The following is a 17,501-nucleotide window of genomic DNA, read 5'->3' as shown; positions in this document are numbered from 1 at the left end:
AGAGTGAATTTATGAGCCTGAATCCTAGAGATGCAGTGATCGTCGACTTCGGTCGTACCCCGATGGGTCGTTCCAAGGGCGGCATGCACCGCAACACCCGCGCCGAGACCATGTCCGCGCACCTGATCAGCAAGCTGCTGGAGCGCAACGCCAAGGTCGATCCGGCCGAGGTGGAGGACGTGATCTGGGGCTGCGTCAACCAGACCCTGGAGCAGGGCTGGAACATCGCGCGCATGGCGTCGCTGATGACCCAGATCCCGCACACCAGCGCTGGCCAGACCGTCAGCCGTCTGTGCGGTTCGTCCATGAGCGCGCTGCACACCGCCGTGCAGGCGATCCAGACCGGCAACGGCGACGTGTTCGTCGTCGGCGGCGTGGAGCATATGGGCCACGTCGGCATGATGCACGGCGTCGACCCGAACCCGCACCTGTCGCTGTACGCCGCCAAGGCCTCGGGCATGATGGGCCTGACCGCCGAGATGCTGGGCAAGATGCACGGCATCAGCCGCGAGCAGCAGGACGCCTTCGGTGAGCGTTCGCACCGCCTGGCGCACAAGGCCACCGTCGAAGGCAAGTTCAAGGATGAAATCATCCCGATGCAGGGCTACGACGAGAACGGTTTCCTGAAGATGTACGACTTCGACGAAACCATTCGCCCGGAAACCACCCTGGAAAGCCTGGCCGCGCTGAAGCCGGCGTTCAACCCGAAAGGCGGCACCGTGACCGCGGGCACTTCCTCGCAGATCACCGACGGCGCTTCCTGCATGATCGTCATGAGCGCCCAGCGCGCCCAGGATCTCGGTATCCAGCCGATGGCCGTGGTTCGCGCCATGGCCGTGGCCGGCGTCGATCCGGCGATCATGGGTTACGGCCCGGTGCCGTCCACCCAGAAGGCGCTCAAGCGTGCCGGTCTGAGCATGGCCGACATCGACTTCGTCGAACTCAACGAAGCCTTCGCCGCCCAGGCCCTGCCGGTGCTGAAGGACCTCAAGCTGCTCGACAAGATGGAAGAGAAGGTCAACCTGCACGGCGGCGCCATCGCCCTGGGGCATCCCTTCGGTTGTTCCGGTGCCCGTATCTCCGGTACCCTGCTCAACGTCATGAAGCAGAACGGCGGCACCTTCGGTGTCTCCACCATGTGCGTGGGCCTTGGCCAAGGCATCACCACCGTGTTCGAGCGCATCTAAGCGTCAGCGGACACGAAACCGGGGCCCTGTGCCCCGGTTTTGCTTTTTAAGGCTTTTAATTCAGGAACATGCCATGCAATTGCAGCCAGGACTCTACCGTCATTACAAGGGGCCGCAGTACCGTGTGTTCGGTGTGGCGCGTCATTCCGAGACCGAGGAAGAAGTGGTGGTCTACCAGGCCCTGTACGGCGAGTTCGGCCTGTGGGTGCGGCCGCTGAGCATGTTCTGCGAGCAGGTCGAGGTGGACGGGGAAAGCGTTCCACGCTTTGCTTTGATTCAGGCCGAAGTCAGCTCCATCGGCGGCGATGGGGTCTGAGCACGCGGCTTGACCTTCACTCGCTCGCCACTATATATAGCGGTGCCGCGCCGGGCGCCCCTTCAAGGGGTGTCGGGCCAGGCGCCTGGCGCCATTCTCTTTCGCAATTCAGGAATCTTCTGATCCATGGGCAAATCGCTGGTCATCGTGGAATCCCCGGCCAAGGCCAAGACCATCAACAAGTACCTGGGCAGCCAGTACGTGGTGAAGTCGAGCATCGGCCATATCCGTGACCTGCCTACCAGCGGTTCGGCAAGCGCCACCAAGGAGCCGGCCAAGCGAGGCAAGTCGGCCGGCGAAGCGCCAGCGCTGTCGCCCAAGGAAAAGGCCAAGCGCCAGTTGTTCGCCCGCATGGGGGTCGACCCCGAGCACGACTGGAAGGCCAAGTACGAGATACTGCCCGGCAAGGAAAAGGTAATCGAAGAGCTGCGCCGCCTGGCCAAGGACGCCGACACCATCTATCTCGCAACCGACTTGGATCGCGAAGGGGAGGCCATCGCCTGGCACCTGCGCGAATCCATTGGCGGCGACGACGCCCGCTACAAGCGTGTGGTGTTCAACGAGATCACCAAGAAGGCGATCCAGGAAGCCTTCTCCAAGCCCGGCGAACTGGACATCAACCGCGTCAACGCCCAGCAGGCGCGGCGCTTTCTGGACCGCGTGGTGGGCTATATGGTCTCGCCGCTGCTGTGGGCCAAGATCGCTCGCGGCCTGTCCGCTGGCCGTGTGCAGTCGGTGGCGGTGAAGCTGGTGGTGGCGCGCGAGAAGGAAATCCGCGCCTTCGTCCCGGAAGAATACTGGGAAGTGCATGCCGATCTCGGCACCGCGAAGAACGCCCAGGTGCGTTTCGAGGTGGTGCGCGAGAACGGCACCGCCTTCAAGCCGGTCAACGAAGCACAGGCCATGGCCGCGCTGGAAAAGCTCAAGGCCTCCAGCTATAGCGTGGTCAAGCGCGAAGACCGCCCGACCAGCAGCAAGCCGTCGGCCCCCTTCATCACCTCCACCCTGCAGCAGGCGGCGAGCAACCGTCTGGGCTTCGGCGTGAAGAAGACCATGATGATGGCCCAGCGTCTCTACGAGGCCGGCTACATCACCTATATGCGTACCGACTCGACCAACCTTTCGGCCGACGCCGTGGAGATGGTGCGCGGTTTTATCGGCAGCGAGTACGGCGACAAGTACCTGCCGGGCAAGCCCAACCTGTATTCGAGCAAGGAAGGCGCCCAAGAGGCGCACGAAGCGATTCGTCCGTCCGACGTCAATCTGCGCCCGACCCAGCTGTCCGGCATGGAGCGTGATGCCGAGCGCCTGTACGACCTGATCTGGCGTCAGTTCGTCGCCTGCCAGATGCCGCCGGCCGAGTACCTGTCCACCAGCGTCACCGTGGCCGCCGGCGCCTTCGAGCTGCGTGCCAAGGGTCGCATCCTCAAGTTCGACGGTTACACCCGCGTGCTGCCGCAGCAGAGCAAGCCGGGCGAGGACGACGTCCTGCCGGAAATGAAGGAAGGCGAGGGCCTCAAGCTGATCCAGCTCGACCCCAGTCAGCACTTCACCAAGCCGCCGGCGCGCTACTCCGAGGCCAGTCTGGTCAAGGAGCTGGAAAAGCGCGGCATCGGCCGGCCGTCCACCTACGCGGCGATCATCTCCACCATTCAGGATCGTGGCTACGTCACGGTGCATAATCGCCGTTTCTATGCCGAGAAGATGGGCGACATCGTCACCGAGCGTCTCGACGAGAGCTTCGCCAACCTGATGGATTACGGTTTCACCGCCGCCATGGAAGAGCATCTGGACGACGTGGCCCAGGGCGAGCGCGAGTGGAAGCACCTGCTCGACGAGTTCTACGGCGACTTCAAGAAGAAGCTCGAGGCGGCCGAGGCGGGTGAGGGAGGCATGCGCGCCAACCAGCCGACGCTGACCGACATTCCATGCCGCGAGTGTGGCCGGCCGATGATGATCCGCACCGCCTCCACGGGCGTGTTCCTCGGTTGCTCCGGCTACGCCCTGCCGCCGAAGGAGCGTTGCAAGGCGACCATCAACCTGGTGCCGGGTGACGAGATCGCCGCGGACGACGAGGGCGAGTCCGAATCCCTGGTGCTGCTGGGCAAGCATCGCTGCCCGATCTGCAGCACGGCGATGGACGCCTATCTGCTGGACGAGACGCACAAGCTGCACATCTGCGGCAACAACCCCGATTGTGCCGGCTACGAGATCGAGCAGGGCCAGTACCGCATCAAGGGCTACGAAGGACCGAGCCTGGAGTGCGACAAGTGTGGCAGCCAGATGCAGCTCAAGACCGGCCGTTTCGGCAAGTTCTTCGGTTGCACCAATGCCAGCTGCAAGAACACCCGCAAGCTGTTGAAGAACGGCGAGGCGGCGCCGCCGAAGATGGACCCGGTGAAGATGCCCGAACTCAAGTGCGAGAAGGTGGATGACACCTACGTGCTGCGCGACGGCGCCTCCGGCCTGTTCCTCGCCGCCAGCGGCTTCCCGAAGAATCGCGAGACCCGTGCGCCGCTGGTGCTGGAGCTGATCCCGCACAAGAGCGAGATCGATCCCAAGTACCACTTCCTGCTGGCCGCTCCGGCCAAGGACCCGGACGGCCGTCCGGCGGTGATTCGCTACAGCCGCAAGACCAAGGAGCAATACGTGCAGTCCGAGGTCGACGGCAAGCCCACTGGCTGGCGTGCCTTCTTCGACGGTGGCAAGTGGAAGGTCGAGGACAAGCGCTGAGCGCAGCGCTCTGACGAGATGCGCGCCGGCTGCGGCCGGCGCGCGTATCATGGCTCGACCAGCAGTGGAGATCGCCCCGATGGCCAAAGAACTCTATACCCGCACCAACCAGAAGATCTTCTTCGCCGGCCTGGCCCTGGAGGCCTGGCGCAAGGCCGAGGCTTCCGCTGCCTTCAATGCCCAGGCGCTGGTGCAGGCCGAGCGCGAAGCCGCACTCTTTCATCTCTATGGCGGGCTGCTTGGCCTGTGCCACGAGATCGCCGGTTACTACCGCATGGCCGACAGCGCACCGTCTCGCGCCGAGGCCTTTCTCGATCAGGTCGTGCTCGATAGCGCTCCCAGTCCCGAACTGGCCGAGCTGGTCGAACTGGCGCAGCAGCCGGAAACCTGGCTGGCGCAGTTGCTGACGGCCTATGCCGAGCTGTTTCGGCCGCCGCAGGAGAAGCGCAAGGCCAAGGTCGATCCCGGCCTGCCGCTGATCACCGCAGTCAGTGTGGACGAGGCATTGCCCGAGCTGACGGCGGACGAGCTGGACGGCTGGCGTCAGCAGCTCAAGGAGTTGGTGCTGCGTTTTCGTGAGTCGCTCAGCGAGTGCTGAGTGCGTTTAACTGGACAAGTGGGCTGGGGATGATGCCGGCCGGCTGGTACAATGCCGAGCTTTCGTGGAGAACCTGACCCATGCCTACATCCTTTCTGGAAATCGTCGAACTGCCCGATGGGCGTATCGCCCTGCGTCGCGCAGAGGACGAGGAGGCACTGGTGACCCTGGACTTCTCCGCCGATGCCAAGGCATTCCTGCAGGGCCAGCACATCGAGGTGGCCAAGGCCATGCTCAATGTCGGGGTGCAGATGGCCGGGCGTATGGCCGAAGGCGATTTCAGCAGCGAGGACGAAGGGCCGCGCGTGCTGCACTGAGTTTTCTGCTATGAATCAACGCAAACGGGGCTCCATCGGAGCCCCGTTTGCGTTGGTGCCTTCAGCCCAGGCTGATATTCAGGCTTTGTGCCGCGCCGCTGCGGGCGGCATGGGCGAGGCGCCAGCGCGTGTTGCGCTCGACGGGGTGCAGCCAGCTGATCACCGTATGGCTGCGACCGAGCTTCAGTACTTCCTCTGCCAGTTCCAGTGCGCTCTGGCCGCGACGCGAGTGCAGCAGCAGGATGCGCTCGCGGTTCAAGCCGGCTTCGCGCAGCCAGGTCTGGGTCAGGCAGGTTGGCGGTGCCACCAGGGTCAGCCAGCGGGCATCGAGGCTCTCGCTCAGTTCGCGCAGGATGGGCGCGAGCAGATGCAGGCAGTGGCCGGCGGCGCCCCTCAGGGCAAGCTCGCTGAAGGCTCGATCGTCTTCGGGGGGAGGCGAGGGCTTGGTGTCCAGCAGCGTATCGACGGACGCGCCGGCCAGAAAGACGTCGAACAGGGGAAGTTGCGGGCGCTCGAATGACTGCTGCACTTGCATGGAGCCTCCTCTAGCGGCGGATCACGCCGACGCTCAAACCTTCGATGACCAGGTCCTGGTGCTCCAGGTCCACTTCGATCGGGGCGAAGTCGGGATTCTCGGCGATCAGCCAGACCTTGTTGCCCTCGCGCTTGAAGCGTTTGACCGTGACTTCGTCGTCGAGGCGCGCCACGACGACCTGGCCATTGCGCGCCTCGCGGGTGGTGTGCACTGCCAGCAGATCGCCGTCGAAGATACCGATGTCCTTCATGCTCATGCCGCGTACGCGCAGCAGGTAGTCGGCCTTGGGTTGGAAGAAGGATGGGTTGATCTGGCAGGATTCCTCGACGTGCTGCTGGGCGAGAATCGGGGCGCCGGCGGCGACCCGGCCGATGATGGGCAAGCCCTCGTCCTCGTTATTCGGTTCGAAGCCGGGAATGCGAATGCCGCGCGATGCGCCGGGGGTCATCTCGATGGCACCCTTGCGAGCCAGGGCCTTGAGGTGCTCTTCGGCGGCGTTGGGCGATTTGAAGCCGAGCTCCTGGGCGATTTCAGCTCGGGTAGGGGGGTAGCCGTTGTCTTCCAGGCAGCGCTTGATGAAGGCGAGAATCTCGGCTTGGCGTGGCGTCAGTTTCAGCATGTCGGCGCTCTGTCTTTTTATCCAGTGACTGGGATTATATACAGTGCTGGCGGCTTGGCAACGCTCAATTCGGTCGAGGTGCTGGCCGCTCTGTTACCTGCGACGGACAATCTGCGTCTCTGCTTGTTGTAAGCTGTGACTGGCTGGCCAAAAGGCGGCCCGTGCGGCTTGACAATACGGCGGGCTGAAACGTATGTTTCAAACAAGTGTTTGTCAGGTGATAGCTCATGGCTCAGTCGGAAACCGTTGAACGCATTCTCGATGCTGCGGAGCAGTTGTTCGCGGAAAAGGGCTTCGCCGAAACCTCGTTGCGTCTGATCACCAGCAAGGCCGGTGTCAACCTGGCCGCCGTGAACTACCACTTCGGCTCGAAGAAGGCGCTTATCCAGGCGGTCTTCTCCCGTTTCCTCGGTCCGTTCTGTGCCAGCCTCGAGAAGGAACTCGATCGCCGTCAGGCCAAGGCCGAGACCCACGCCACTCTGGAAGAACTGCTCGAACTGCTGGTGGAGCAGGCGCTGGCGGTCAAGCCGCGCAGTGGTAACGACTTGTCGATTTTCATGCGCCTGCTCGGTCTGGCCTTCAGTCAGAGCCAGGGGCACCTGCGCAAGTACCTGGAAGAGGTCTACGGCAAGGTGTTCCGTCGCTACATGCTGTTGGTGCACGATGCCGCGCCGCGCATCCCGCCTCTGGAGTTGTTCTGGCGCGTGCATTTCATGCTCGGTGCCGCGGCGTTCAGCATGTCCGGGATCAAGGCGCTGCGGGCGATGGCCGAGACCGATTTTGGCGTCAACACCTCGATCGAGCAGGTGATGCGCATGATGGTGCCATTCCTCGCCGCCGGCATGCGCGCCGAGACCGGCGTCAACGATGCATCGCTGGCCGCCGCGCAACTCAAGCCGCGCAGCAAGACGCCAAGCGCTCCGGCAAAGGTTTGACCCGCCGGGTGGGCGGCGCCTCGGCGTTCGGCTAAGCTAGCCGTCCATGTTCGACCTCGACCTGCTGCATATCTCCATCGCCGATCAGGCCCTATACGGTTTTCGTGCGGGGCGTCTGGTGCTGCGCCTTCCTGTTTCCACAGCGTTGAACGGGCCGGGGGAGCGCAATGGTTCCGGTTGCACGCCGCGTGGCCTGCATCAGGTGCGGGCGAAGATCGGTGCCGGTCTGCCGCTGGCGGCGGTACTGCGTGGCCGGCGCTGGACCGGCGAGATCTGGTCGCCGGCGTTGCACCGGCAGTTTCCCGGGCGCGACTGGATCCTCACCCGCATTCTCTGGCTCAGCGGCCTGGAGCCGGGGCGCAATCGCGGCGGCCGGGTGGACAGTTTTCGCCGCTATATTTACCTGCATGGCACGCCCGACAGCGAACCCATGGGCGCGCCGCTCTCGCATGGCTGCGTGCGCTTGCGCAACGCCGACATGCTGGTGCTGTTCGATCGGGTGGCACCGCACTGTCCGGTCAGGATCGACGAGGCGCCCTGTCCGCAGTGGGCCAAGGCGGAACTCCCCTAAGGATATTTTGTGACGACACGCATTCAAGGTTCTCTGATGCTGGACATCGCCGGCACCTGGCTGACTGCCGAGGATCGCCAGCTGCTGCGCCAGCCTGAGGTGGGCGGCCTGATCATCTTTGCCCGCAATATCGAATCGCCGCGCCAGGTGCGCGAGCTGTGCCAGAGCATTCGTGCTTTGCGCCCGGATCTGCTGCTGGCGGTGGACCAGGAGGGAGGGCGGGTGCAGCGTCTGCGCCAGGGCTTCGTGCGTCTGCCGGCGATGCGCGCCATCGCCGACAACGACAATGCCGAGTTGCTGGCCGAGCACTGCGGCTGGTTGATGGCCACCGAGGTGCTGGCCGTGGGCCTGGACCTGAGTTTCGCGCCGGTGCTGGATCTCGACCACCAGCGCAGCGCGGTGGTCGGCAGTCGCGCCTTCGAGGGCGACCCGCAACGTGCCACCGAACTGGCGGCCGCCTTCATTCGCGGCATGCACCAGGCCGGCATGGCTGCCACCGGCAAGCACTTTCCTGGGCACGGCTGGGCCGAGGCCGATTCCCATGTGGCCATTCCCGTCGACGAACGCAGCCTGGAGACGATCCGTGCCTGCGACCTGCAGCCTTTCCAGCGCCTGGCTGGCGAGCTGGATGCGGTGATGCCGGCGCACGTGATCTACCCGCAAGTCGACGCGCAACCGGCCGGCTTCTCCCGTCGCTGGCTGCAGGACATCCTGCGCGGCGAGCTGCGTTTCGACGGCGTGATCTTCAGCGACGACCTGTCCATGGCCGGCGCCCACGTGGCCGGCGACGCCGGCAGGCGTATCGAGGCGGCGCTCGTTGCCGGCTGCGACATGGGCCTGGTGTGCAACGATCGCGGCGCCGCCGAGTTGGCCCTGAGCGCCCTGCAACGCCTGAGGGTGACGCCCTCGGCTCGGCTGGCGCGCATGCGCGGCCGCGCCCATGCCACCAGCGAATACCGCCAGGCTCCACGCTGGCTTACTGCAGTGGCGGCGCTGAGAGCCGCCCAGTTGCTTGACTGAGGACCTGCCTATGACTGTCTACGCCATTATCGGTGGCACCGGCCTTACCCAGCTGGAAGGCCTGACCATCCGCGAAGCGCTGCCGCTGGATACGCCTTATGGCGCGCCCTCGGCGGATGTACTGCGCGGCGAGTATGCCGGGCGAGAGGTGCTTTTTCTCGCTCGCCATGGCCAGCCGCACCGGATTCCGCCGCACCAGGTGAACTACCGCGCCAACCTCTGGGCGCTGAAGCAGGCGGGCGCGAAGGCGATAATCGCGGTCAATGCGGTCGGCGGTATCCACGCCGCCATGGGCACCGGGCATTTCTGCGTGCCGCACCAGATCATCGACTACACCTCAGGGCGCGCCCACACCTTCTATGAGGGCGACCTGGAACATGTGACTCATGTCGATTTCAGCCAGCCCTACGACACCCAGTTGCGTGAGCGCCTGGTGGCGGCGCTGCGTGCCGAGAATGCCTCGTTCAGTGCTCGGGGTGTCTATGGCTGCACCCAGGGGCCGCGCCTGGAAACCGTTGCGGAGATCACGCGGATGGAACGCGATGGCTGCGACCTGGTGGGCATGACCGGCATGCCGGAGGCGGTGCTGGCGCGCGAGCTGGCGCTGCCGTATGCCTGTCTGGCGCTGGTGGTCAACCCGGCGGCGGGCAAGTCCAGCGCGCTGATCACCATGGCGGAGATCGAGCGCGTGCTGGAGCAGGGCATGGGAACGGTCAAGTCGGTGCTGGCGCGGGTGCTGGCGGGCTGATCGTCGTTTCCCGGAAAACGAAAGGGGCTGCTTAGCGGCCCTTTTTGCATTGTTCAGCACATCCATGTGCTTCACCCCTTGGGCTTAGGCGCAAAAACGCTCTCGAGGTTTTTGTGTCTGGCGTCCGCTCAGAGCGGACTGATGCGTATCAGCGCCCCCAGGCTGCCGTGGTCCAGATAGGTCAGGCTGTCGTCCTTGAGACGCTGGACGATCTTCAGGTGTTCGCTGGTCTCGAGCAGGCCGTCGGCACTGAACTGGTTGATCCACAGCTCCAGCTGCAGGTCGGCGAAACGCTCCTGGGTGAAGCTCAGGGTGCCCTCGATCGGGTGATGGCCGAACTGCGCCTCGCCGCTGCTCACCGCGACGCTGCTCGGGCTGCTGCCGATGTTCTGGCTCCAGGCCTTGTGCAGCAGCAGCTGATAGCCATTGCCAGGCGACAGCTTGGCTGCTTCGGCGTTGAGCGCGGTGGGGCGCTCGCTATCGCCGATCGGCAGCGCAGTGCCGGCCCAGTCGTCCGGCGCGAGCTGGGGGGCGACGACCGGTTCGCCGGCCTGGCGGAACACCAGCAGTTCGACCTGGTAGAGGCGTTCAGCGAAGGCGCTCGGTGCCAGCAGGCAGAGCAGCAGGGCAATCAGGTGCAGTGGGCGCATGGGGGATTCCTTCAGGGGGTAGGAGCGAGGCGTTCGAGCAGTGACTCCAGGGTATTGAAGCGCTCTTCGGCGCGCTCCATCGGTACCTGGATCTTGAAGACGGTGGCGCCCTCGAACTTGTAACGCTTGGGCTGGGCCTGGATCAGCTTGATCAGCGTCAGCGGATCGACGCAGGTTTCGGCGGCGAACTCGATGCGCCCGCCCTGCGGGCCTGCATCGATCTTGGTAATACCGAGCCTGTCGGCTTGCAGCTTGAGCAGGGTCAGGCGCATCAGGTGCTTGGTCGGCTCCGGCAGCAGGCCGAAGCGGTCGATCATCTCCACCTGCAGCTCCTTCAGGCCGTCTTCGTCGGCGGCCGAGGCGATGCGCTTGTAGAGGATCAGGCGGCTGTGCACGTCGGGCAGGTAGTCCTCGGGAATCAGCGCCGGCACGCGCAGGTTGATCTCCGGGCCGCCGCCCAGCGGCTGGTCGAGGTTGGGTTGCTCGCCTTTCTGGATGGCCTTGACCGCCCTTTCGAGCATCTCCATGTAGAGGGTGAAACCGACCGCCTGGATCTGCCCGCTCTGGCCGTCGCCGAGCAACTCGCCGGCGCCGCGGATCTCCAGGTCGTGGGTGGCCAGGACGAAGCCGGCGCCGAGGTCCTGGGCATTGCTGATGGCCTCCAGGCGCTTCTGCGCGTCGTCGGTCATCTGCTTGCGCGGCGGAGTGAGCAGGTAGGCGTAGGCCTGGTGGTGGCTGCGGCCGACACGGCCGCGCAACTGGTGCAGCTGGGCCAGGCCGAACTTGTCGGCGCGCTCGATGATGATGGTGTTGGCACTGGGCACGTCGATGCCGGTTTCGATGATGGTCGAGGCCACCAGCACGTTGAAGCGCTTGTGGTAGAAATCGCTCATCACCTGCTCCAGCTCGCGCTCGCGCATCTGCCCGTGGCCGATGCCGATGCGTGCCTCCGGCACCAGTTCGGCCAGCTCGCTGGCGCACTTGTCGATGCTCTTCACGTCGTTGTGCAGGTAGTACACCTGGCCGCCGCGCAGCAGTTCGCGCAGCAGGGCTTCCTTGATGGTCGGCTTGTTTTCCTCCATGACGAAGGTGCGTACCGACAGGCGCCGCGCCGGTGGGGTGGCAATGATCGACAGGTCGCGCATGCCGGCCACGGCCATGTTCAGCGTGCGCGGGATCGGCGTGGCGGTGAGGGTGAGGATGTCGACTTCGCTGCGCAGGGCCTTGAGCTGTTCCTTCTGGCGCACGCCGAAGCGGTGTTCCTCGTCGATGATCACCAGGCCCAGGTTGTGGAACTTGACGTCGTCCTGCAGCAGCTTGTGGGTGCCGATGACGATGTCCACCTTGCCTTCGGCCAGCTGCTGTACGGCACCTTCGACTTCCTTGGCGCTCTTGAATCGGCTCATCACCTCGACCTTCACCGGCCAGTCGGCGAAGCGGTCGCGGAAGCTGTTGTAGTGTTGCTGGGCGAGCAGGGTGGTGGGCACCAGCACGGCGACCTGCTTGCCGCTGTGCACGGCGATGAAGGCCGCGCGCATGGCCACCTCGGTCTTGCCGAAGCCGACGTCGCCGCAGACCAGGCGATCCATCGGCTTGCCGGCGAGCATGTCGCTGCGTACCGCGTCGATGGCGGCCTGCTGATCCGGGGTTTCCTCGAAGGGGAAGCCGGCGCTGAAGCTGGCGTAGTCCAGGGCCGGGTCCTGAAAGGCGAAACCTTCGCGGGCGGCGCGGCGGGCATAGATGTCGAGCAGTTCGGCGGCAACGTCGCGCACCTGCTCGGCGGCCTTGCGCTTGGCCTTCTGCCAGGTTTCCGAGCCCAGACGATGCAGCGGCGCCAGAGCATCGTCGCTGCCGGTATAGCGGGCGATCAGGTGCAGGCTGGCCACCGGCACGTAAAGCTTGGCCTCGTCGGCGTACTGCAGGGCGAGGAATTCGGCGGCCTGGCCGTCGAACTCCATGGTCACCAGGCCCAGGTAGCGGCCGACGCCGTGATCGATGTGCACCACCGGCGCGCCTTCGCGAAGCTCGGTGAGGTTCTTGATCACGTTGTCGCCGCCGTCGCGACCTTTCTCGCGGCGGCGGCGCTGCATCACGCGCTGGCCGAACAGCGGGCTCTCGGCGATCAGCGCCAGGTCGTCGAGCAGCAGGCCCTCGTCCAGCGGGGCGATGCAGATGCCCAAGCGCTCGCCGCTTGCGACGAACGCCGGCCAGCCGGCGACTTCCCTGGGCTTGAGCTTGAGGCGGGCGAGCAGTTCCAGCAGCACCTCGCGGCGACCGGCCGATTCGGCGCAGAACAGCACGCGGCCCGGATATTCCTCGATGAAACGGCGCAGCGCCGCCAGCGGTTCGCCGGCCTTGGCCTGGATCGCCAGGTCGGGCAGGGCGCGCGCGGCGAAACGGGTGTGGCCGACGCCGGGCTCGATATCCTCGGGGTTGGCGACGATGCGTGGCCAGCTCTTCAGGCGGGCGAAGCAGTCCTCCACCGGCAGGAAGATGTCGACCGGCGGCAGCAGCGGTCGCTCCGGATCGACGCGGCGGTCCTCGTAGCGGTTGCGCGCGTCGCTCCAGAAATGCTCGGCGGCCTTCTCGATGCCGGGCAGGGAGAACACCTGGGTGTCGCCCGGCAGGTAGTCGAACAGCGTGCCGGTCTCCTCGAAGAACAGCGGCAGGTAATACTCGATACCGGCCGGGGTGATACCGGAGGACAGATCCTGATAGATCGGGCAGCGGCGAAAATCCACGTCGAAGCGCTCGCGAAAGCGCCCACGGAAATCGCTGACGGCCTTCTTCTCCAGCGGGAACTCGCGCGCCGGCAGCAGGCGGATCGACTCGACCTTGTCCACCGAGCGCTGGGTCTCGGGGTCGAAGGTGCGCAGGGTCTCGATCTCGTCGTCGAACAGGTCGATGCGGTAGGGCGTGTCGCTGCCCATCGGGAACAGGTCGATCAGCGCGCCGCGTACGGCGAACTCGCCGTGCTCGTAGACGGTATCGACGCAGCGGTAGCCGGCCGCCTCCAGGCGCGTGCGCATGTCCTCGACGTCGAGCTTCTGGCCGACGTCCAGCACCAGGCTGCTGCCGAGCAGAAAGCGCTTCGGCGCCAGGCGGTGTAGGGCGGTGGTGATCGGCACTACCAGAATGCCGCGACTCAGCTCGGGCAGGCGATAGAGCGCGGCGATGCGCTGCGAGATGATGTCCTGGTGTGGCGAGAAGACGTCGTAGGGCAGGGTTTCCCAGTCGGGGAAATGCAGCACCGGCAGGTCGGGGGCGAAGAACGCCAGTTCTTCCTGCAGGCGTTCGGCGCTCTGGCTGCCTTCGGTCAGTACCAGGGTGAAGCGTCCGGCGGCGTTGGCCGCTTCGGCGATGGCCAGAGGCAGCGCGGCACCCGGCAGATTGCCCCATTGCTGCTTGCCGGCGCTGGCGGGCAGGGAGGGAAGAGGCAGTACAGACACAGTCGTTGCAGACACGGGCGGCTCGGAGTCGTGACGAAAGGCCGGGAATTGTAGCGGGGCTTCGCGGTCAATGTCAGTCGCGACAGGCGCGCATTGCTCCTACCGGCACGCGCCGTCATAATGTAGCCCCTTTTTTCAGCCCCTACATGTGGAAGGTACTGCCCGTGACTCAGAAGCCCGACCAGTGTCTCGGTGAATGGATCGATCGTGAAGCCCTCGCGGAAGCGATGATTCCGCTGATTGGTCAGCTCTACCGCAACAACAATGTGGTGACCTCGATCTACGGCCGCGGTCTGATCAACCGTTCGGTGATCGACATCCTCAAGGCCCACCGTTTCGCCCGCCATCGTCTGGCCGACGAAGCCGAACTGTCGGTTCACGACACCTTCCCCATGCTCAAGGCCATGAGCGAGCTCAAGCTGGGTGCGGCTTCCGTCGACCTGGGCAAGCTGGTCGCCAAGTACAAGGCCGAAGGCGCCGGCCGCGGCGTCGAGCAGTTCGTCAAGGACGAGCTGGCCGAGGTGGTCGGCAAGCAGAACGGTGCCGGTCGCGAAGGCACCGATGTGGTGCTCTACGGTTTTGGCCGCATCGGCCGTCTGCTGGCACGCATCCTGATCGAGAAGACCGGTGGCGGCGACGGCCTGCGTCTGCGCGCCATCGTCGTGCGCAAGGGCGCCGACAACGACCTGGTCAAGCGCGCCAGCCTGCTGCGTCGCGACTCGGTCCACGGCAAGTTCAATGGCACCATCACCATTGACGAGGAGCACAACACCCTCACCGCCAACGGCAACCTGATCCAGATCATCTACTCCAACGATCCGGCGTCCATCGACTACACCCAGTACGGCATCAAGAACGCCCTGCTGGTCGACAATACCGGCAAGTGGCGCGACGCCGACGGCCTCGGCCAGCACCTCAAGTGCCCGGGCGTCGACCGCGTGGTGCTGACCGCGCCGGGCAAGGGCGCGCTGAAGAACATCGTGCACGGCATCAACCACGCCGAAATCAGCCCGGACGACAAGATCATTTCCGCGGCCTCCTGCACCACCAACGCCATCGTGCCGGTGCTCAAGGCGGTCAACGACAAGTTCGGCATCGTCAACGGCCACGTCGAAACCGTGCACTCGTACACCAACGACCAGAACCTGATCGACAACTTCCACAAGGGCAGCCGCCGTGGCCGTAGCGCCGCGCTGAACATGGTGATCACCGAGACCGGTGCCGCCACCGCCGCCGCCAAGGCGCTGCCGGTGCTCAAGGGCAAGCTGACCGGCAACGCCATTCGCGTACCGACGCCGAACGTGTCGATGGCCATCCTCAATCTGAATCTGGAGAAGGCCACCACGCGCGAGGAGATCAACGAGTACCTGCGCCAGATGGCCATGCATTCGGATCTGCAGAAGCAGATCGACTTCGTCAGCTCGCAGGAAGTGGTGTCCACCGACTTCGTCGGCTCGCGCCATGCCGGTGTGGTCGATGCCGAGGCTACCATCTGCAACGACAATCGCGTCGTGCTCTATGTCTGGTACGACAACGAGTTCGGCTACAGCTGCCAGGTGGTGCGCGTGATGGAAGACATGGCCGGGGTCAACCCGCCGGCCTTCCCGCGCTAAGCGCCGGGGTAAGGGGAAACGGGAGCTTCGGCTCCCGTTTTTTATTGCCCGGCCAAAAGCTGGGCGCGCAGTTTGTCGGACAGTCCGTCCGGCGCCAGCCAGATGCCCAGGTAGGCGTCGGCGACTGCCGAGTCTTGGCTGGTGAAGATGGTTTCGCCGTTGCGCGACAGGCGCAGGCCTTGTTCGCGATCGTAGTCGAGGGCGTAGCGGTCGCCGGGACGAATATCCTTGAAGGTCGCGTGCAGGGCATCCAGTTCGTCGCGCAGGGCGGCCAGGCGTTGGCTGTCGAGCTGGCGCTCGAGGGTCAGCCAGGCGGCCTTGATCACGTCGCTGCGCGCGATGTTGCGGAAGTAGTAGAGCTCCAGGCGTTTGTCGTGTCGGCCTGCCACGGCTTCGCGCGGGCTGAGCTCGCTATGGGTGTAGAGCGCGGCGGCGTAGACGTCGACCCACAGGTAGGTGAGCACTGCCTGGTTCTTGCGTTCGAGCTGCGCCACTTGCGGGGCGAAGGCGGCTTCGCGCAGTCGCAGGTCGCTGTTGGCCAGCAGTGGCGGGCTCGCCAGCGTCAGGGCGAGGGCGATCAGGGCGCGCAGCATGATGCTAATCCCCAAGCTGAAAGGCTCTATTTAATCGCGCCGAAGGCTGCTCGGGGTCAAGTCGCCATCTGTTACGCGCCTTTACCGAAAGGTCAAAAAAAGCAAGCGCTTGGGTGGCCAGCCTTGGGGGGGGTCTTTATAATCGAGCGGATTTTTTACCCAGGTTCGGCATCATCATCCACGCCAATAATGCACCGGCGTGGTTGAGTCAATTAGACCTTCGGCTGCTGCCCCTGTCCTATAAAAAGCTTTCTAAATCAGTGGTTAGGCAAACCTATGATCAAACTAAAGCATGGGCTCGATTTGCCCATAACGGGTGCGCCGGCACAGCGTATCGAGGCCGCCAGGCCCGTACGCAGTGTCGCCGTCATCGGCTTCGACTATCACGGGATGAAGCCGACGATGGAAGTGCAGGTGGGTGATCGGGTCAAGCTCGGTCAGCTGCTGTTCACCGACAAGAAGACCGCGGGCGTACGCTACACCGCTCCTGCCTCCGGCGTGATCAGCGCCATTCACCGTGGCGAGAAACGTGTCCTGCAGTCCCTGGTCATCGATATCGACGGTGACGAGCAGGAAATCTTCGCCCAGTACGGCGCAGGTCAACTCGATTCGCTCAGCGACGCCCAGGTGCGCGAGAACCTGCAGCAATCCGGTCTTTGGACCGCGCTGCGCACTCGTCCGTTCAGCAAGGTGCCGGCCATCGATGCCGTCCCCAGCTCGATCTTCGTCACGGCCATCGACACTCATCCGCTGGCGGCCGACCCGGCTGTGATCATCGGCGAGCATGCCGCCGACTTCGAAAACGGTCTTAAGGTCCTCGGCAACCTGGCCAAGGTCTTCCTGTGCAAGGCCGACGGCGTCAGCCTGCCCGGCGAGAAGCTGGCCAAGGTGCAGAGCCAGGCCTTCACCGGCCCGCATCCGGCAGGTCTGCCGGGTACCCACATCCACTTCCTCGATCCGGTCAGTGCCAGCAAGAGCGTGTGGCAGATCGGCTATCAGGACGTGATCGCGGTGGGCAAGCTGTTCACCAGCGGCCAGCTGTTCGTCGAGCGCGTGGTCGCCCTCGGCGGCCCGGTCGCCGAGCAGCCGCGTCTGCTGCGCACCCGTCTGGGCGCCAACCTGGAAGAACTCACCGCCGGCGAACTCAAGCCCGGTTTCAATCGGGTGATTTCCGGCTCGGTGTTCGGCGGTCGTACCGCCCAGGGTGCCTTCGCCTTCCTCGGTCGCTACCACAACCAGGTGTCGTGCCTGGGCGAGGGCAACGACCGCGAGATGATGCATTACCTGCGTGCCGGGGTTAACAAGCACTCGGTAATGAACATCTTCGTCTCCAAGCTGGCCGGCGCCAAGCTGTTCAACTTCACCACCACCACCAACGGCAGCCCGCGCGCCATGGTGCCGGTAGGCAACTACGAAGCGGTGATGCCGCTGGACATCCTGCCGACCCAACTGCTGCGCTACCTGATCGTCGGCGACACCGAGATGGCCCAGAAACTGGGCTGCCTGGAGCTCGACGAAGAAGACCTGGCGCTGTGCACCTACGTCTGTGCCGGCAAGTACGAATACGGCCCGATCCTGCGGGATAACCTCAGCCGCATCGAGAAGGAGGGTTAAGCC

16 protein-coding genes are annotated in these 17,501 nt (G+C 64.8%); 11 read left to right on the top strand and 5 right to left on the bottom strand.

Translation table 11 applies throughout. The features are described 5' to 3' along the window. The first annotated feature begins 11 nt into the window (after positions 1-11). The 5 genes from fadA (at position 12) to ACUTAF_RS14215 (ending at position 5,151) form a co-directional block, all read left to right on the top strand. On the top strand, positions 12-1,187 hold the full coding sequence (fadA, locus tag ACUTAF_RS14235) for an acetyl-CoA C-acyltransferase FadA (protein WP_106736371.1): 1,176 nt from the start codon (positions 12-14) through the stop codon (positions 1,185-1,187). A 73-nt stretch (positions 1,188-1,260) separates the two neighbouring features. Further along, positions 1,261-1,503: a DUF1653 domain-containing protein gene (locus ACUTAF_RS14230; RefSeq protein ID WP_445580557.1), complete on the top strand. Its 243-nt coding sequence runs from the start codon at positions 1,261-1,263 to the stop codon at positions 1,501-1,503. Between the two features lie 126 nt (positions 1,504-1,629). Beyond that, positions 1,630-4,236 carry a type I DNA topoisomerase gene (topA, locus tag ACUTAF_RS14225; RefSeq protein ID WP_445580556.1) on the top strand — a complete coding sequence of 869 codons (2,607 nt, stop codon included), beginning with the start codon at positions 1,630-1,632 and terminating at the stop codon, positions 4,234-4,236. Between the two features lie 79 nt (positions 4,237-4,315). Continuing rightward, entirely contained in the window at positions 4,316-4,834 is a 519-nt protein-coding gene (locus ACUTAF_RS14220; protein ID WP_445580555.1) for a DUF6586 family protein, read from the top strand. 80 nt (positions 4,835-4,914) lie between these two features. After that, positions 4,915-5,151, top strand: coding sequence for a hypothetical protein (locus tag ACUTAF_RS14215; protein ID WP_445580554.1), 237 nt, complete (start codon positions 4,915-4,917; stop codon positions 5,149-5,151). A 61-nt stretch (positions 5,152-5,212) separates the two neighbouring features. Here ACUTAF_RS14215 and sulA read toward each other — a convergent pair whose 3' ends face one another. Together sulA and lexA are read right to left on the bottom strand one after the other, a co-directional pair. After that, complete coding sequence (gene sulA, locus ACUTAF_RS14210) at positions 5,213-5,686, bottom strand: SOS-induced cell division inhibitor SulA (RefSeq protein ID WP_445580553.1); 474 nt, start codon at positions 5,684-5,686, stop codon at positions 5,213-5,215. A gap of 10 nt (positions 5,687-5,696) precedes the next feature. Next, the gene (gene lexA, locus ACUTAF_RS14205; RefSeq protein ID WP_445580552.1) at positions 5,697-6,305 is read right to left on the bottom strand and encodes a transcriptional repressor LexA; all 609 of its coding nucleotides are present in this window, start codon (positions 6,303-6,305) and stop codon (positions 5,697-5,699) included. 227 nt (positions 6,306-6,532) lie between these two features. Here lexA and ACUTAF_RS14200 point away from each other — a divergent pair, with 227 nt between their 5' ends. Genes ACUTAF_RS14200 through ACUTAF_RS14185 form a run of 4 tightly spaced genes read left to right on the top strand, consistent with a single transcriptional unit; the run spans position 6,533 to position 9,579 of the window. After that, positions 6,533-7,240, top strand: a complete 708-nt coding sequence (locus ACUTAF_RS14200; RefSeq protein WP_445580551.1) for a TetR/AcrR family transcriptional regulator — start codon at positions 6,533-6,535, stop codon at positions 7,238-7,240. Positions 7,241-7,286: 46 nt separating this feature from the next. Beyond that, entirely contained in the window at positions 7,287-7,811 is a 525-nt protein-coding gene (locus tag ACUTAF_RS14195; RefSeq protein ID WP_445580550.1) for a L,D-transpeptidase family protein, read from the top strand. A gap of 21 nt (positions 7,812-7,832) precedes the next feature. Continuing rightward, entirely contained in the window at positions 7,833-8,831 is a 999-nt protein-coding gene (gene nagZ / locus ACUTAF_RS14190) for a beta-N-acetylhexosaminidase (protein WP_445582452.1), read from the top strand. Positions 8,832-8,841: 10 nt separating this feature from the next. After that, the gene (locus tag ACUTAF_RS14185) at positions 8,842-9,579 is read left to right on the top strand and encodes an S-methyl-5'-thioinosine phosphorylase (protein WP_445580549.1); all 738 of its coding nucleotides are present in this window, start codon (positions 8,842-8,844) and stop codon (positions 9,577-9,579) included. A gap of 128 nt (positions 9,580-9,707) precedes the next feature. On the opposite strand, the gene ACUTAF_RS14180 is transcribed toward ACUTAF_RS14185, so the two are convergent. Together ACUTAF_RS14180 and mfd are read right to left on the bottom strand one after the other, a co-directional pair. Then, entirely contained in the window at positions 9,708-10,229 is a 522-nt protein-coding gene (locus tag ACUTAF_RS14180) for a CsiV family protein (protein WP_445580548.1), read from the bottom strand. Between the two features lie 11 nt (positions 10,230-10,240). Beyond that, entirely contained in the window at positions 10,241-13,678 is a 3,438-nt protein-coding gene (mfd, locus tag ACUTAF_RS14175; RefSeq protein ID WP_445582451.1) for a transcription-repair coupling factor, read from the bottom strand. Between the two features lie 146 nt (positions 13,679-13,824). Here mfd and ACUTAF_RS14170 point away from each other — a divergent pair, with 146 nt between their 5' ends. Continuing rightward, positions 13,825-15,291: a glyceraldehyde-3-phosphate dehydrogenase gene (locus ACUTAF_RS14170; protein WP_445580547.1), complete on the top strand. Its 1,467-nt coding sequence runs from the start codon at positions 13,825-13,827 to the stop codon at positions 15,289-15,291. A 41-nt stretch (positions 15,292-15,332) separates the two neighbouring features. Here ACUTAF_RS14170 and ACUTAF_RS14165 read toward each other — a convergent pair whose 3' ends face one another. Further along, a complete protein-coding gene (locus tag ACUTAF_RS14165; protein ID WP_445582450.1) occupies positions 15,333-15,881 on the bottom strand; it encodes a chalcone isomerase family protein in 549 nt (182 codons plus the stop codon). 279 nt (positions 15,882-16,160) lie between these two features. Between ACUTAF_RS14165 and ACUTAF_RS14160 the strand changes: the two genes are divergently transcribed. Then, on the top strand, positions 16,161-17,498 hold the full coding sequence (locus tag ACUTAF_RS14160; protein ID WP_445580546.1) for a Na(+)-translocating NADH-quinone reductase subunit A: 1,338 nt from the start codon (positions 16,161-16,163) through the stop codon (positions 17,496-17,498). Positions 17,499-17,501: the final 3 nt, after the last annotated feature.

This window comes from Pseudomonas sp. SP16.1, assembly GCF_052682975.1.
Note: the sequence above shows the minus strand (reverse complement) of the source record. Positions and strands in the feature narration are given on the sequence as shown.

Coding starts and splice junctions, on each gene's coding strand:
- fadA (WP_106736371.1), top strand. CDS start 12: ATGAGCCTGAATCCTAGAGATGCAGTGATCGTCGACTTCGGTCGTACC.
- ACUTAF_RS14230 (WP_445580557.1), top strand. CDS start 1,261: ATGCAATTGCAGCCAGGACTCTACCGTCATTACAAGGGGCCGCAGTAC.
- topA (WP_445580556.1), top strand. CDS start 1,630: ATGGGCAAATCGCTGGTCATCGTGGAATCCCCGGCCAAGGCCAAGACC.
- ACUTAF_RS14220 (WP_445580555.1), top strand. CDS start 4,316: ATGGCCAAAGAACTCTATACCCGCACCAACCAGAAGATCTTCTTCGCC.
- ACUTAF_RS14215 (WP_445580554.1), top strand. CDS start 4,915: ATGCCTACATCCTTTCTGGAAATCGTCGAACTGCCCGATGGGCGTATC.
- sulA (WP_445580553.1), bottom strand. CDS start 5,686: ATGCAAGTGCAGCAGTCATTCGAGCGCCCGCAACTTCCCCTGTTCGAC.
- lexA (WP_445580552.1), bottom strand. CDS start 6,305: ATGCTGAAACTGACGCCACGCCAAGCCGAGATTCTCGCCTTCATCAAG.
- ACUTAF_RS14200 (WP_445580551.1), top strand. CDS start 6,533: ATGGCTCAGTCGGAAACCGTTGAACGCATTCTCGATGCTGCGGAGCAG.
- ACUTAF_RS14195 (WP_445580550.1), top strand. CDS start 7,287: ATGTTCGACCTCGACCTGCTGCATATCTCCATCGCCGATCAGGCCCTA.
- ACUTAF_RS14185 (WP_445580549.1), top strand. CDS start 8,842: ATGACTGTCTACGCCATTATCGGTGGCACCGGCCTTACCCAGCTGGAA.
- ACUTAF_RS14180 (WP_445580548.1), bottom strand. CDS start 10,229: ATGCGCCCACTGCACCTGATTGCCCTGCTGCTCTGCCTGCTGGCACCG.
- ACUTAF_RS14170 (WP_445580547.1), top strand. CDS start 13,825: ATGTGGAAGGTACTGCCCGTGACTCAGAAGCCCGACCAGTGTCTCGGT.
- ACUTAF_RS14160 (WP_445580546.1), top strand. CDS start 16,161: ATGATCAAACTAAAGCATGGGCTCGATTTGCCCATAACGGGTGCGCCG.